Source organism: Sporosarcina sp. D27 (assembly GCF_000586555.1).
Taxonomy (GTDB): domain Bacteria; phylum Bacillota; class Bacilli; order Bacillales_A; family Planococcaceae; genus Sporosarcina.
This window is the reverse complement of the sequence record NZ_AZUC01000009.1, coordinates 160,359-176,364: the sequence shown is the minus strand read 5'-3', so window position 1 is coordinate 176,364 and position 16,006 is coordinate 160,359. Positions and strand designations below refer to the sequence as shown.

At 42.9% G+C, this 16,006-nt stretch carries 14 protein-coding genes; 9 read left to right on the top strand and 5 right to left on the bottom strand.

Going from position 1 to position 16,006, the window contains the following annotated elements:
• Nucleotides 1–47 precede the first annotated feature (47 nt).
• From N693_RS0101940 to yhaM, 3 genes are read left to right on the top strand one after another with little or no spacing between them, the layout of a single operon-like run.
• Complete coding sequence (locus N693_RS0101940; RefSeq protein WP_025783107.1) at nt 48–1,253, top strand: DNA repair exonuclease; 1,206 nt, start codon at nt 48–50, stop codon at nt 1,251–1,253.
• Between the two features lie 18 nt (nt 1,254–1,271).
• A complete protein-coding gene (locus N693_RS0101935) occupies nt 1,272–4,172 on the top strand; it encodes an AAA family ATPase (protein WP_025783106.1) in 2,901 nt (966 codons plus the stop codon).
• Nucleotides 4,169–5,107, top strand: a complete 939-nt coding sequence (gene yhaM, locus N693_RS0101930; RefSeq protein ID WP_025783105.1) for a 3'-5' exoribonuclease YhaM — start codon at nt 4,169–4,171, stop codon at nt 5,105–5,107. Before N693_RS0101935 ends, yhaM begins: the two co-directional genes overlap by 4 nt.
• 433 nt (nt 5,108–5,540) lie before the next feature.
• Here the strand turns inward: yhaM and N693_RS0101925 are convergent, their stop codons facing one another.
• The gene (locus N693_RS0101925) at nt 5,541–6,482 is read right to left on the bottom strand and encodes a peptidylprolyl isomerase (protein WP_025783104.1); all 942 of its coding nucleotides are present in this window, start codon (nt 6,480–6,482) and stop codon (nt 5,541–5,543) included.
• Nucleotides 6,483–6,626: 144 nt separating this feature from the next.
• On the opposite strand from N693_RS0101925, the gene N693_RS19835 reads away from it, so the two are divergent.
• Nucleotides 6,627–6,728 carry a YjcZ family sporulation protein gene (locus tag N693_RS19835; protein WP_081759995.1) on the top strand — a complete coding sequence of 34 codons (102 nt, stop codon included), beginning with the start codon at nt 6,627–6,629 and terminating at the stop codon, nt 6,726–6,728.
• 46 nt (nt 6,729–6,774) lie between these two features.
• Here N693_RS19835 and N693_RS0101915 read toward each other — a convergent pair whose 3' ends face one another.
• The 4 genes from N693_RS0101915 to N693_RS0101900 all read right to left on the bottom strand — a co-directional run bounded on the left by N693_RS0101915 (nt 6,775) and on the right by N693_RS0101900 (nt 8,627).
• On the bottom strand, nt 6,775–6,960 hold the full coding sequence (locus N693_RS0101915) for a hypothetical protein (protein WP_025783103.1): 186 nt from the start codon (nt 6,958–6,960) through the stop codon (nt 6,775–6,777).
• A gap of 59 nt (nt 6,961–7,019) precedes the next feature.
• Complete coding sequence (locus N693_RS0101910; RefSeq protein WP_025783102.1) at nt 7,020–7,607, bottom strand: HTH-type transcriptional regulator Hpr; 588 nt, start codon at nt 7,605–7,607, stop codon at nt 7,020–7,022.
• A gap of 155 nt (nt 7,608–7,762) precedes the next feature.
• Nucleotides 7,763–8,119 (bottom strand): YtxH domain-containing protein, encoded by a 357-nt coding sequence (locus N693_RS0101905; RefSeq protein WP_025783101.1) that lies wholly within the window; start codon nt 8,117–8,119, stop codon nt 7,763–7,765.
• 76 nt (nt 8,120–8,195) lie between these two features.
• Entirely contained in the window at nt 8,196–8,627 is a 432-nt protein-coding gene (locus N693_RS0101900) for an HIT family protein (RefSeq protein ID WP_025783100.1), read from the bottom strand.
• A 119-nt stretch (nt 8,628–8,746) separates the two neighbouring features.
• Between N693_RS0101900 and N693_RS0101895 the strand changes: the two genes are divergently transcribed.
• From N693_RS0101895 to uvrA, 5 genes are all read left to right on the top strand, one after another.
• Entirely contained in the window at nt 8,747–9,496 is a 750-nt protein-coding gene (locus tag N693_RS0101895) for an ABC transporter ATP-binding protein (protein WP_025783099.1), read from the top strand.
• Nucleotides 9,480–10,688 (top strand): ABC transporter permease, encoded by a 1,209-nt coding sequence (locus N693_RS0101890; RefSeq protein ID WP_025783098.1) that lies wholly within the window; start codon nt 9,480–9,482, stop codon nt 10,686–10,688. The genes N693_RS0101895 and N693_RS0101890 overlap by 17 nt, the downstream gene beginning before the upstream one ends.
• A gap of 75 nt (nt 10,689–10,763) precedes the next feature.
• On the top strand, nt 10,764–11,000 hold the full coding sequence (locus N693_RS0101885) for an IDEAL domain-containing protein (protein WP_025783097.1): 237 nt from the start codon (nt 10,764–10,766) through the stop codon (nt 10,998–11,000).
• A 125-nt stretch (nt 11,001–11,125) separates the two neighbouring features.
• Nucleotides 11,126–13,108, top strand: coding sequence for an excinuclease ABC subunit UvrB (gene uvrB / locus N693_RS0101880; protein ID WP_025783096.1), 1,983 nt, complete (start codon nt 11,126–11,128; stop codon nt 13,106–13,108).
• Nucleotides 13,109–13,114: 6 nt separating this feature from the next.
• Nucleotides 13,115–15,988, top strand: a complete 2,874-nt coding sequence (uvrA, locus tag N693_RS0101875) for an excinuclease ABC subunit UvrA (RefSeq protein WP_025783095.1) — start codon at nt 13,115–13,117, stop codon at nt 15,986–15,988.
• Nucleotides 15,989–16,006: the final 18 nt, after the last annotated feature.

Here is a 16,006-nt window from a genome sequence, read left to right as displayed (position 1 = left end):
ATGGTAAAATTAGAACAAATATTCGTTTTAGGAGGTGTCCACTATTAATGATTAAATTCCTACACACTGCGGACTTGCATTTAGACAGTCCATTTAAAGGAATTACGGACATGCCGATATCACGATTGACTGAACTTCGTGAAAGTACATTTTTAGCCTATGAAAAACTGATCCAGTATGCGGAGCAGTCCACACCTGATTTTGTTCTCATTGTAGGTGATATCTATGATGGAGAGGATCGAAGTTTGCGCGCACAAATGAGATTTGTCAAAGGACTTGAGCGCTTGAAACAAGCTAATATTCCGGTTTTCATTTCCTACGGGAACCATGATCATCTCGGAGGTAAGTGGACACGATTTCAATTACCGGATAACGTGACAGTATTTGGTCCAGATGTGGAAACTTCAGAACTTGTTGTTCGGGGGCAACGGGTTCGGATCCATGGGTTCAGCTATAAGGAGCGTCATATTAAAGAAGCGATGATTGGACACTACCCGAAAACGAATCGTGAACTAGGAACGTTTGACATTGGCATGCTTCATGGCAGCATTGCTGGGGAAGAAACGCATGCCGTCTATGCACCATTTACAAAAGAAGCATTGATAGAAAAAGGCTATCAGTATTGGGCGCTTGGACATATTCATAAACGGCAACTTTTACATAATGAGCCCCCAATCGTCTATCCGGGTAACTTACAAGGACGTCATCGTAACGAACAGGGAGTGAAAGGTTTTTACGAAGTAGACCTTGAGGAGAATGTTGCCTCAATAAGCTTCGTTCCGACATCAGTTCTTGTATTTGATGAAATCGAGATCGATTGTACGGAAATGGGGCTTGCCAATGAGTGGTTGACTGCATGTGAGAATGCAGCGACCGACGCCGTTGAGCGGAATGGCGCGAGTATTCTTAGTGTCAGAAACGTTCACATTGGCTCCGAGGCCACTCAACTGTTCAGCGGTTCATCAGACGAAGAATGGCTGGAAGTTCTTCGTGAATCAGCGGAACCTAGTATCTGGTTCTCGGAGCTCTTATTTGAGTCGAACACAAAAAGTGCACTGTTGCCGGATTCTCCACTCGTTCGATCCGTGAAAGAGCAAATTGACAATTGGGATGAAGACGATTGGAAAACAGTATTGCAAGATGTATATCATCATGCACGCTCTGGACCTTATTTGTCTCCATTATCCAATGACATGAAAGAGGAATTGAGCAGAGAAGCAGGGAAACTCATTTCAAATGAGCTCTCGACATGAAAACAGAGGTGACACGCCATGAAAATTGAGCGGTTAACAATCTATGGATTTGGTCGCCACAGCAATGTGACGATTGAGCTTGGGGATGGAGTAACTGTCTTTTACGGAGAGAATGAAGCCGGAAAAACAACGATTTACCAATTCATCCTGCAAGTATTGTTTGGATTTCCACCTAAAAACAACGCAATGTTGCGCTATGAACCGAAAACCGGATCGGGCTACGGTGGAAAAATTGTAATTAATGATAAAAAGTATGGTGTGGTTGAAGTCGAGCGGATTCGAGGGAAATCAGCCGGAGACATTACTGTCCGATTCGAGGATGGAACGACGGGCGGGCAAGCAGTACTTAATGATCTCTTGCGTCAGTATGATAGAACAGCTTTTGAGTCTGTCTTTTCGTTTTCGTTGTTTCAATTACAAGGATTGGAGCAAATGGATTCGGATGAGCTAAGCCGCACGTTACTATCGTCAGGTACAACAGGGATCGATTCGTTGCTTCAATTAGAAAAACAGCTTGAGAAAGATAAAGCGGAGCTGTTTAAAAAATCGGGCAAAAATCCTCAGATGAATGTACTCTTAAAAGAACTCCGAGAGCTAGAAGAGACACTGAAAACACAAAGAGCGAAAGTGGATGAATACGAACCCGCTGTGATTCGTCTGGAAGAAGTGGAGAGGCAACTAATCCTGGAACGGAGTAAGATGCAAAACAGTCAAGCAGAGTCGAAAAAGCTTGAGAGCTCTCTCTTGCGCATCCCGATCATAGCAAACAGAAATCGGTTGCTTACTGAAATTCAAGAACTCGGTCAGAATGAGTTCCCTCCTAACGGCATACGTGATCAAGAAATGTTGGAAAGTAAAAAACATGAAGCAGAAGCAGTTCACGCGAGGGCTTCATTTCAATTACAGAATGTGAAAGACCAGCTGGAAAAAGAGGGTCAAAAAGAGCGGGAAGTGGCAGTTGAAACATTACTTGCGAAAGAATCGGATTGGCAAGTACTTCAACAGGAATTTGTAAGCGCTAAGACAGATATTGTCCGGTTAACATCGGAGCGACAGCGGCTACTTGGTCTCCTCGGTGCATCTGAGTCCTCTGCAGTTGAGGGCCTTGTGCAACTAGATAGTTCGTTCACACAAGAGCAACGCTTTGTGGAATTGGCAGAACGCGTAAAGCAAACAGAACGTGCTGTTCAATCCACTCAGTTGGAATTGCAACGTACCGAAGAGCTGAAGCGAAGAACTGTTCAGCAACTGGATAGGCTGAACGCTGATGCGCCATCCTCTGAGGAACAAGCGCAAGCAACAAAGTGGCCGTCTGTCCGAGCGCGTCTTTCTGAAGCGAAAGCATATGTGACTTTTGCTAGAAAAGAACAGCAGCCATCTTCTAAAACAATCATATGGATCCTGCTTGCTGCGGCGATTGTGGTGGCTGGCTACGGGATATTGCAGCAACAGTGGATAATCGCTGTGCTAGGCGTAATTATTGCAGCAGTAAGTGGTTATGGACTCTTGCAAAAGCAGCAAGCCCCTTCGCAATCAGATGAACGCATGAAAGAAATGAGTGCACTGGTAAAAGCTTATGAAGGAAAAGAAGAGGCATTTGAAGAACTGTGCAAGAGGACGGACGGCTTCATCCGAAAAGCGGAGCAGTTAAAAATGACAGCCGATGGCCATGCGATGGACATAGATTCTCTTAGAAGCGATTTAGCAGACTTGACTCAAAAAGAAACGAGCGTCCGCAAACAGCTTACGGGAGAACTTCTCGAATGTGGTTTGCCTGCTTCCGGGAGAATTGAAGTAATTCCTGAGTTGTTCCGATTGGTACGTCAGTTGCAAGAAACAGAACGATCCTTAGCGGAGCGATTGAACAATCGGCAAGAAACCTATAAGAAAATCGAGCAACATCTTGAGTCTGTCCGCACAGTGCTTGAGCGTGAAGTTCCAGAAGCAGACCTGTATACTTTAATCAGGCAAGAAGCACGAAAACTACGTGATGCCTCGCTCTCAGCTGAAACTTATGAACGGCAAGTTAAGGAACTATCAAGAACGATGGAAGAGAAAAAACTTGAACTGCAGGCGTATCGTGAACAAGAGCAACAATTATTCGAACTGGCAGACGTTCCTGACAAACAATCGTTCTACGATGCATATGATCGTTGGCAACATATCCAAACGTTACAACTGAGTTTAGACGGATTGAATGATCAGTTGAAGACGCTTCATGATACTGAGGAATACGGCGATGATGAAGGATGGATCCAGCAACAACTTTCCTTAACGGAAGAGCAATTGTTAGCTGCAGAGCGTGCAATTTCGGAGTTGACAGATGAACGTGCTGCTTTACTGCATAAAACGGAAGCACTTCTTTCTGACGATGCCCATCTGCATACACAACAGCTTTATGAAAACAAAAAAGCGGAATTTAACTCCCTGGCGCAATCCTGGTCGAGTCGGCAAGTAGCGGCTGAAGCGATTCGGCAAACGATGGGAGATTTGAAAGAGAAAAAGTTACCTGCCGTACTAACACGTGCAAATAAGATGTATAATCTGCTAACGGCTGGACAGTATGCTCAACTGGAAATCACTCCAGACGGACAATTTCAAGCAATGCGCAAAGACGGTCAACCGTTTGCGATTGCGGAATTGAGTCAAGCAACGAAAGAGCAAGCGTATTTAGCACTTCGGCTAGCGCTTGCGAGCGAGTTAGAGGATCAAGCTCCATTTCCAATTATTATGGATGACCCCTTTGTCCATTTCGATGCAAAACGGCTTTCCCACATGACTCGACTTGTAGCGGAATTGGCATCAGATCATCAATTTATCGTATTTACATGCCATGAGACGCTTGCCCCTCATTGGCCAGAAGCTAAAATTATCAATGTTTCCGAAATTGGAAACACACCTAAAGGAGTTGCATTATGAAAAAACTATTAGATCATAAAGTAGGAGAACCGGTAGACTTATTTTTGTTTGTCAAACAATCCACAAAAGGTGTCACTCAGCAAGGCAGTCCATTCATGTCGCTCGTACTTCAAGACAAAAGTGGTGACTTGGAAGCAAAGCTTTGGGATACAGGAGAAGAGCAAGAGCGTTTGTACCCTGCAGCGGCTATTGTACGCGTAGGCGGGGAAGTTCACGAGTATCGTGGGAAAAACCAGCTACGCATTAAAAGCATTCGCCCTGCGAAAGCGGATGAGGGGATTACAATGTCTGATCTCGTTCCTTCTGCTGAAAAAAGTAAAGAGGAATTGATGGATGAGTTAATGCAATTCTTCTTTGAGATGAAGAACCCACAGATTCAACGAATTACTCGTCATTTGATCAAAAAGCATCAAGAAGCGTTCATGATGTATCCAGCAGCAACAAGGAATCATCATGACTATGTATCGGGATTACTGGATCATGTAGTTTCCATGTTGAAGCTAGCCAAAGCGGTGGCGGATCTGTATCCAACATTGAACAAGGACTTATTGTACTCAGGTGTGATTTTGCATGATATTGGGAAGGTCATTGAATTATCCGGACCCGTTGCAGCTCACTACACAGTAGAAGGAAATTTACTTGGACATATAAGCATCATGGTGACGGAAATCTCTAAAGCTGCAGATGAGCTAGAAGTATCCGGAGAAGAAGTAATGCTTCTTCAACACATGGTCCTCTCCCATCACGGAAAAGAAGAGTGGGGTAGCCCGAAACGTCCAATGTTACCTGAAGCAGAGATGCTCCACTACATCGATAATATCGATGCCAAAATGAACATGCTGAACCGAGCGATGAGTAAAACTGAGCCAGGAGAATTCTCTGAACGCATTTTTCCACTGGAGAATCGCTCTTTCTATAAGCCAACATTTGAATAAAATGAAAAGGAGCTTCCGCGGAAGCTCCTTTTTTGTTGGAATGGAAGTGATGGCCATATAAATTTTGGGAAATGCTCTTAACCGTCAGAACTGTCGGGTTCTGGTGAGAAATGATCGGGTTGGCCAAGGGAACGGTCGGGTTGCTGCGGAGAACGATCAGGTACCCCCGAGAAACAATCGGGTTCAGATAGAAATCCTATTTCCTCCACTCTCAATCCTAAAATGCGTAGCGAAGCGAAGCACACCAATTAGTCTTGGTTTTGAATTAGGGAAAGAAGGATTGGTCGCGAGCTTGGATCTGAATTGTAGAAGGTGGCTTGCCGCGGGGAGGGATCATGAATCTCCAGTATTCCTCATACTCACAACAACTCTCCCACAAAAAAAGCCACATGGCTCGTCAGAACATCTGACGGGTCATGCAGCTTATTCAAAATTACTTCTCTTCGTCCTTTGTATCTGCTTCAGTGTCATCCGGTGCATCTGCGCCGTCATCTTTAGCTTCAGGCTTGCTTTGGTTAAACATGTCCAATGCAGATTTCAAATCTTTGTCTGCCACTTTTACATCAGCATCTTTGATAAGTTTCGAAACTTTGTCGACAATTTTGCTTGTATCCGCTTTGGCAAGTTTCAACTCTTGCTTCGCCTTTTCTTTGTCTGCTTTAGAAGGTTCTTTGTCATCGGCTTTACGCTTATCTTCTAATTTGATGATATGGAATCCAAACTCAGATTGTACCGGTTCGCTAATTGTACCTTTTTCCATTGCTACAGCAGCATCCCAGAATTCTGGAACCATTTTACCTTCACCAAACCAGCCAAGCTCGCCGCCAGACTCGTCCGCGCCTTCTTCAGTGGAGTATTCTTTAGCAAGTTTCGCGAAATCTTCGCCAGCATCTGCTTTCTTCTTCACTTCTTTAGCCTTCTCTTCGTCTGCAACCAAGATGTGGCTAGCTTTTACTTCTGTATTCTTTTGTTCTAGATATTTGTTGAGCTCGTCGTCGCTTACCTTAATACCATCTGTAAGCGCAGCTTCTTGCAATTTGTTGAGCTTAATTGCTTTTTTGAAACCGTCCGCTGTTTGACCTTGTTGTGCTAGGTATTGATCGAAGTTGTCGCCAAGCTGTTCTTTGACATCATCGTATTCTGCCTGCACATCTTTGTCGGATACATCATATTTTGAATCGAGGACCTTTTCAATAACCATCATTTGCAGTGCTTGCTCACCAACGGAATCTTTCATCTCTTGGTAAAATTCACTTTTTGTTATATCTCCATCCTTGGATGTAACGATTGCTTCATCATCGGAAGCATTCCCTGAACAAGCCGAGAGTGCAAGAACAGATGCTGCCAACGTGAACGATAGTACTGTTTTTTTCATAGTTTAGATACTCCTCTGTAAAAGTAATTAACAAGTGTCACTATAACATACAAACGAATCGAGTACAAAAAGGTTCCCACTATAATCGCCCAACTATTGAAAAGGGGTTCGCATAAGATACAAAAGAAGAGAGGGGGTGCTTCGATGAGTGGATATTCTGGAGGTACTGGAGCAGGATCTGGATTCGCATTGTTGGTTGTCTTGTTCATTCTATTGATCATTGTAGGCGCGGCTTTCTTGTACTAAAACAAGAAAAAAGTCCATCCCATTTATGGGGTGGACTTTTCGCTAGTTAAACCTTCAAAAAGACTTCAACGTAAAGTGACAACATTAAAATAGTAATCAGTACATTTACAGTTGCATATATTTTATTTTGCTTTTCTTCAGGAATTTCTCGTGATTCGCAGAGCGCGAACGTCATTTTGTTGATTTGGAACAAGTAGAATAGTGAAAAGAGAACAGTTATTATTAAAATCACGTGCATACCCCCTTTGGACATCTCTATCCATCATAGCAGACTGTGTAGAGATTTGGGAATTATTTATCCTCACCAGAAACGAGTTTTAATTCCCTGGGCGTAGCTGTGAGATGCCCATCTTCCTCTTCAAAAGTCTGGCCGAGGCTTTCAAATCCTTTTTCGAAAATCTCCATGAAATCTTCACCATACACATTGCGAATGACGGACATGACTTCCAAAAACTCAGGGAACTTTCCGTAAAGATTTTTGATGGGAAGGGACCCATCTAAAATTGAGTGATCGGAGACAAAGTAATTTTCCGTCATTTTTTTGATTAAATCTTCGCCGTGCTCTGTGACGAGGACATATGTATTCCGGCGATCATCATCTTTTTTGAAAAACTTTAAGTACCCCCGTTGTTCCAGTTTCTTGGAAAAGTTGAATGCGGTAGATACATGCATGACTCCGAACTTTGCAATATCTGAGATCGTAGCACCTTGTAGATGATATGCAATCCAAAGTATGTGATGTTCGTTAATATTCAAATCATAAGGTTTTATCCACTGTTGCCAGTCTTTTTCTACAGCTTTCCACAACGCTTTGGACATCTGTGCAAGACGTTGAGTGTAAATCATTGCTTCCTTAAAGGAATACTCTTGTTCGGACATGCAAGCACCTACTTTCAATTTTCTATAGATGTTTTCATTATAGCAGGAAAGCAACAAATAAAAAAGTTAGAATTGAAAAAATAATTGAAATCGTTTCAAATACCACAAGGAAATAAAAAAAACATCCCCAAAATGAGGATGCTTTTGATGTCTTATCAATTATTTTGTTGGGCAGCAACAGAACGTTCAAGTTCTTCAATTGCAGATTGGATTTCTAGAATCTCGCTTTCTAACCGGTTCCGCGATCCTTCATCCGCAGTGCGCCAACCTCCTACAGAATCTTTGACCCCTGCAATCGCAGGTTGGACATTCTCGTTTGCAAAATCAGAAACGGATTCTTTCAACTCATTGACTCTACCTTTCACGTCTTTTAGCTTTGACTTAATATCGGCAGATGCAGTTGCGACGGAAGTTCTCATTTGACTTCCAGACTGCGGAGTTGAGTAAAGAACTGTAATAGCAGCAGCAACTGACCCAACAGCCAGTCCTGCAAGAAATGTAGATGTTTTCATTTATTGCTCACTCCTTCCTATTTGGTTCATTTCCTGTGATGAATAGTTAAAACATGATTGAATTTTAAATGGTACGTTACACGTTGGTTTGGAGATTGTTTTTTATGTCTCCTGCAAGTTCTTGAATCCGTTCACTTGGGAACTCTTCTGTTTTTTGGTCCCATGTTGGACGGTATCCATCGGTTTCGTCGTATCTTGGGACGAAATGCAAATGGAAGTGGAAAACGGCTTGACCGGCTGCTGCCCCGTTATTTTGGACAAGGTTCATGCCCGCGGGTTTGAACGTATCCTTAATGGCGTTTGCAATTTTAGGAGCAACTGCAAACAGATGAGAAGCCTCATCAGAAGTTAGGTCATACACATTTTCCCTATGGGTTTTAGGAATGAGGAGGACATGCCCTTTTGTAACTGGCATAATGTCCATGAAAGCAATTACGTGTTCATCTTCATACAAAACTTCTCCAGGGAGTTCCCCGGCTACGATTTTACAGAAAATACAAGAGGACATTTGTACACTTCCTTTCATGAATGTCATTAGTGTAGCATATTTTCAGATAATCGGCATGAGCTGGACAAGGCATTGTTGTTTCATATTTGGTAAACTAGAAGAAGAATGGAGGATGGCGCATGGCAATACTTGACTTGAAAGACGTAACAGGCGGTTATTCGAGGAAACCTGTTCTACATGAAGTATCATTTAACATTCAAAAAGGTGAATTAGTCGGGCTTATCGGACTAAATGGTGCCGGGAAAAGTACAACCATCAAACACATCATCGGGTTGATGAATCCTCAAGGAGGGGCCATTGAGATTAACGGTGTTACGTTTGATGAGGATGCTGAAATGTATCGGAAGTCGTTCAGTTACATTCCTGAAACACCGATATTGTATGAAGAACTGACATTACGTGAGCATTTAGAACTCACTGCAATGGCGTACGGAATTCCTCAGGACATATTTGAAGCAAGATCAGCAGCGTTATTAAAAGAGTTCCGAATGGAAAAACGATTAAAATGGTATCCCTCTCATTTTTCGAAAGGGATGCGGCAAAAGGTCATGATCATGTGTGCATTTCTTGCTGAGCCTGCACTCTATATTATTGACGAACCCTTTGTCGGACTAGATCCGCTAGGCATTCGCTCATTGCTTGCTCAACTAACACAAAGAACGGAAAATGGCGCATCGGTTTTGATGTCCACACACGTATTGTCGACCGCTGAAAAACATTGCGATCGAATCATCCTCTTGCACGAAGGCAGCGTGCGGGCACACGGAACGATGGATGATTTACGAAAAGCATTCGGACGTCCGGATGCATCACTGGATGACCTATACATTGCGATGACAGAGGAAGCTGATTATGAACAGCTTACGTGAAGTGTGGGGGAGTCGTTTCGGTAAATATTTGATGGAGTTGCAGCGCTACTTGCAATATGTGTTCACGGGACATTTGGCAATCGTGTTGCTGTTTTCTATAGGGGCAGCAGGCTATTCATATAGTGAGTGGTTAAAAGATGTACCACCTGACTTACCTGCGGCTCGATTTATCGCGTTGTTGCTAGCTGCTTCAACGTTCATAGCGACACCAGTGACCCTTCTAAAACCTGCAGATGCTGTCTATTTACTGCCGCTTGAAAAAGCATTACCCACGTATACGAGCAGAGCGTTAAGTTGGACGTTTTTTTCAAAATTACCTTTACCGATTATTGTTTTCATCGTAGCACTACCAATGCTAAGTGCTTATGAAATAGGGAGTAAACCGATATTTGGCTTATTATTTCTATTAATCATTGCTGTGCTATGGGCAAGTGTTCGAACCGAGTTTCTTTATAGGAAAGCTAACGAAGGACAAGGAGTGTGGCGGGACCGATTCATCCGTTTCGTACTGAACGCACTATTGTTTTATGCAGTACTCTCCGTTCAATGGATTATCCTGGTTGTTATTGCGCTTGCCTATTTGCTGTATGGTACTTTGTGGATGAAAAAAGCGAACACACAACCATTTCCTTATAATCACTTCATTGAACTTGAGCAAAATCGAATGATGAGTTTTTATCGATTTGCCAATTACTTTACGGAAGTCCCTCATTTAAAGGGGTCGATAAGTAAGCGGTCATGGCTCGGTTTTTTCATGCCTGATGCAAATGTAGAACGTACAGATGCACAAAGCTTTTTGCTACGTCGGACATTTATCCGGACGGACGAATCATTTTGGCTTTGGCTACGACTAACGGTGCTATCGATTTTAGGAGTGTTGTTCATCCCATTTCCAATCGTGGCATTCATCTTCATTGGGGCGCTAGCCTTTGCTTCGGCGATTCAGACGTTGCAAACACTTCGCGGTGGTGATGAATTCCGAATGGATTTGTTGTTCCCGAATACAGAAGAGGCGCGTCCAACAGAAATTTTCCGTTTGACTGAGCGTGTCCAATGGTTGCAAGCTGGGCTAATAATAATTGCAGGTTTACTCATGCATGGTCTGTCAGTAACTCCTTTTGTAATGGGAGCAATTGTGCTAATCATTTCAGAAGCTACAATTCGATTATCGAATAACAAAGAGGAAGAGTAGGAATATTCGTAAAAATACTTGCAAAACGAAGGAAGAATTCGTTACAATAATTAAAAGGGTTCCGAGGTGAGAGAGATGGAGAATAATTATTCATATGCTGAGTTCCTAAAGGCTGTGGGAAAGAATAGTTCCTCAATGCAAGCGGAAAAAATGCTGAATGACATCTACATCGATTTGTTTCTTAATCATATCCACCGTGAACAAACTCGAACACGTTTGCTGGAAGAGATTGATGCGGCCCTGGATCGTAATGATAAACCGACTTTTATGCAACTGACAGACTCCTTACGTAAACTAGACGAAAAAGATTGATTCTAAACTGTGCGCAATCGCGTGCAGTTTTTTTGTGAGAAAAAACGTACGTTCGCTTTTTGCTTTGGGTTAGAGAGGGAATGTGATAAAATAGACAATAGAGGAATACTAGGGAGTGACGTTCAGTGACAGATACATTTGGCCTACAAGCCCCATATACGCCGCAAGGAGATCAGCCGACTGCCATCAAAGAGTTGGTTGCTGGTATTGAGAAAGGTGAAAAGCACCAAACACTACTTGGAGCAACAGGTACAGGTAAGACATTTACCGTTTCTAACGTCGTAACGGAAGTGAATAAACCGACGTTGGTCATTGCTCATAACAAAACACTTGCGGGTCAACTTTATAGTGAATTCAAAGAGTTTTTCCCTGATAACGCAGTTGAATACTTTGTAAGTTTTTATGACTACTATCAGCCGGAAGCTTATGTCCCACAAACAGATACGTATATTGAAAAAGACTCCAGTATAAACGATGAAATAGATAAATTACGTCACTCAGCGACGGCTTCGCTCTTTGAACGAAGAGACGTTCTAATTGTTGCCTCCGTCTCATGCATTTATGGCCTAGGATCACCAGAAGAATATGGTTCCCATATGATTTCACTACGTCCTGGCCTCGAGATTGACAGGAATCAGTTGTTACGTAAATTCGTGGATAACTTATACGAGAGAAATGATGTGAGTTTTACACGCGGAACGTTCCGAGTACGAGGGGATGTCGTGGAAATCTTCCCGGCATCTCAGGACGAGCGTTGTATCCGTATTGAATTTTTCGGAGATGAAATTGAACGATTACGTGAAGTGGATGCACTAACAGGCGAAGTACTAGGTGAACGCGAACACGTAGCGATTTTCCCGAATTCCCACTTCGTCACAGGTGAAGCGAAAATGGTAAAAGCGATTGAACGAATAGAAATAGAATTGGAAGAACAGCTGAAAATACTTCGAGAGAATGACAAGCTTCTTGAAGCACAGCGTCTTGAACAACGAACACGCTATGACCTAGAAATGATGCGAGAGATGGGCTTCTGTTCAGGGATCGAAAACTATTCCCGACATCTATCCCTACGTGACGCTGGGGAAACTCCTTATACATTGCTTGACTATTTCCCGGATGATTTCCTCATTGTGGCGGATGAAAGCCACGTTACGCTTCCGCAAATCCGTGGTATGTACAACGGGGACCAAGCGAGGAAGAAGGTTCTAGTTGAACACGGATTCCGACTACCTTCCGCATTGGACAACCGCCCACTTATGTTTGAGGAATTTGAAAAACATGTCAATCAGGCAATTTATGTTTCTGCAACGCCGGGACCTTATGAAATCGAGCATACGCCAAAAATGGTTGAACAGATCATTCGTCCAACCGGTTTGCTCGATCCCATTATTGAAATACGTCCGATTGAAGGGCAAATTGACGATTTATTGGATGAAATCAATGAACGGGCAAAAAGAAATGAACGTGTGCTTGTTACGACGCTCACGAAAAAAATGTCTGAAGACTTGACGGATTATTTGAAAGAAGCTGGCGTGAAAGTAAACTACCTTCACTCTGAAATCAAAACCTTAGAGCGAATAGAAATCATTCGTGAGCTAAGACTTGGTGTATATGATGTCTTAGTAGGCATTAACCTATTGAGAGAAGGACTCGACATTCCAGAGGTGTCACTCGTGACAATATTGGATGCCGATAAAGAAGGATTCCTACGTTCAGAACGCGCACTGATTCAAACAATTGGACGAGCTGCACGGAACTCAGAAGGACGGGTTATTATGTACGCCGACCGCTACACGGACTCCATGAACAAAGCAATCGAAGAAACACAGCGACGTAGAGAGATACAGATGGCTTATAACGAAGAGCACAATATTACGCCGAAAACGATTCAAAAGGGAATTCGTGATGTCATCCGAGCGACACAAGCTTCTGAAGAATCCCTCTCCTTTGTGGATAAAGTAACAGAAGGTAAGAAGTTAACAAAAGAAGAGAAAACAACCTTACTTGCATCACTAGAAAAAGAAATGAAAGAATCAGCGAAAGCACTCGACTTTGAACGTGCCGCTGAACTTCGGGATACAATATTGGAATTGAAAGCGGAAAGGTGAGAAGGCATGAAAAATACTGAAATCTACATTCAAGGTGCCCGAGCGCACAACTTGAAAAACATTAACGTGACCATCCCGCGGGATCAGTTAGTCGTCATGACGGGTCTTTCTGGATCGGGAAAATCATCACTCGCTTTTGATACGATTTATGCGGAAGGGCAACGCAGATATGTCGAGTCTCTCTCTTCTTATGCTCGGCAATTTCTAGGGCAGATGGACAAACCGGACGTAGATCTAATAGAAGGTCTATCTCCGGCCATTTCGATAGACCAAAAAACGACGAGTAGAAATCCACGTTCCACAGTTGGTACCGTTACTGAAGTATACGACTATTTAAGATTGCTTTACGCGCGTGTTGGAAAACCGATTTGTCCAAATCACGGGATTGAAATCACTTCACAAACAGTAGAGCAAATGACAGACCGTGTGCTTGAGTTGGAAGAACGGACACGTATCCAAATATTAGCGCCTATAATTTCAGGTCGAAAAGGAACCCATGTAAAGTTACTGGAAGACCTGAAGAAACAAGGGTATGTCCGTGTTCGAATTGATGGTGAAACATTCGATTTAGATGACAATATCGAGCTCAACAAAAACAAAAAACATAACATAGAAGTCGTTGTCGACCGTGTCGTTATCAAAGAAGGGATTGCAGGTCGACTTAGTGATTCGCTTGAAGCGGCTCTTCGTCTCTCGGAAGGAACAGCACTTGTCGATGTAATCGATGGGGAAGAACTATTATTTAGTGAGCATCATGCGTGTCCAATTTGTGGGTTCTCAATAGGAGAACTAGAACCGAGAATGTTTTCGTTCAACAGCCCATTTGGTGCATGTCCAGATTGCGATGGACTCGGGATGAAATTAGAAGTGGATCCAGATTTAGTCATCCCTGACTCATCCCTATCCTTAAAAGGGGATGCGATCGTCCCTTGGATACCAACGAGTTCACAATACTATCCAGAACTGCTGAAGACCGTTGCGCAGCATTACGGAATTTCTATGGACAGTCCTGTTAGCGAATTGGCTACAGATGATTTGGATAAAATTCTTTACGGTTCGAAAGACGAAAAAATACGATTTAAATATACGAACGAGTTCGGTCAGACCCGTGATAATGCTATTTACTTTGAAGGGGTTTTATCTAATATAGAGCGCCGTTTCAAAGAGACTTCTTCTGACTATGTTCGGGAACAGATGGAGAAGTATATGGCGCAACGTCCATGTCCAACTTGTAATGGGTACCGATTGAAACAGGAATCGCTCGCTGTGAAAGTGGCTAATATCCACGTTGGTCAAGTGACAGAGAAATCGATTGTCGAAGCTCAGTCGTTTTTCGATAATCTTCAGCTTTCAGAAAAGGATGCAAAAATTGCTGAACTGATTCTTAGGGAAATTAACGAAAGACTCGGTTTTCTTGTTAATGTAGGGCTCGATTATTTGACGCTATCTCGCGCAGCGGGAACTCTTTCTGGTGGAGAAGCCCAAAGAATTCGGCTTGCGACTCAAATTGGCTCCCGTTTAACAGGCGTTCTTTACATCTTGGATGAGCCTTCTATTGGACTTCATCAAAGAGACAATGACAGGCTAATCAGTACGTTGAAAAGTATGAGAGATATCGGGAATACGCTCATTGTCGTAGAACATGATGAAGACACGATGATGGAAGCTGATTACTTAATCGATATCGGTCCTGGAGCTGGTGTCGCGGGAGGCGAAATCGTCTCTGCAGGAACACCACAAGAAGTGATGGCGGATCCTAACTCATTGACTGGACAATATTTGAGTGGGAAGAGGTACATTGCATTGCCGACAGAACGGCGGAAATCAGATGGTAGGAAAGTGATAATAAAAGGCGCTTCTGAAAACAACCTTAAAAAAGTTAATGTCGATTTTCCACTTGGTCAGTTCATAGCTGTCACGGGCGTTTCAGGGTCGGGAAAGAGTACGCTTATCAACAATGTACTTTATAAAATATTGGCACAAAAGTTGAATCGTTCAAAACAACGTCCGGGTGCGTATAAAAGCGTAGAAGGATTGGAAGAATTAGAAAAGGTTATTGAAATCGACCAATCTCCAATTGGACGAACACCTCGTTCGAACCCTGCTACTTATACGGGGGTATTTGACGACGTAAGAGACGTTTTCGCCATGACAAACGAAGCGAAAGTACGTGGATATAAAAAAGGAAGGTTCAGTTTCAATGTTAAGGGTGGACGATGTGAAGCGTGTCGTGGAGATGGGATTCTGAAAATCGAGATGCATTTTCTACCGGATGTTTACGTACCTTGTGATGTGTGTCATGGGAAACGATATAACCGTGAAACGCTTGAAGTGACGTATAAAGGGAAAAACATAGCTGATGTCCTAGAAATGACAGCGGAAACTGCCACTGAGTTCTTTGAAAATATCCCTAAAATCCAGCGCAAACTTCAAACAATTGTTGACGTTGGTCTAGGGTATGTTCAATTAGGGCAACCTGCGACAACGCTTTCCGGCGGTGAAGCGCAGCGTGTAAAACTTGCTTCAGAACTTCACAAACGGTCTAATGGAAAGTCATTTTACATTTTGGATGAACCGACTACGGGACTTCACGTACACGATATCGCGAAACTCCTAAAAGTTTTGGAACGACTCGTTGACTCCGGGAATACGGTGTTAGTCATAGAACATAATCTAGATGTCATTAAAACCGTTGATCATATTATTGACCTTGGACCAGAAGGTGGCGACAAAGGTGGACAAATCATCGCTACTGGTACACCTGAACAAGTCGCTGAAAATAAAAAATCGTATACAGGAATGTACTTGAAACCTATTTTGCAACGGGATCGCGGTCGTATGTCTGCAAGACTTGAAAAGGCTGAAAATCTAGTGACGTGAAACTTTTTGGTTTGCGAA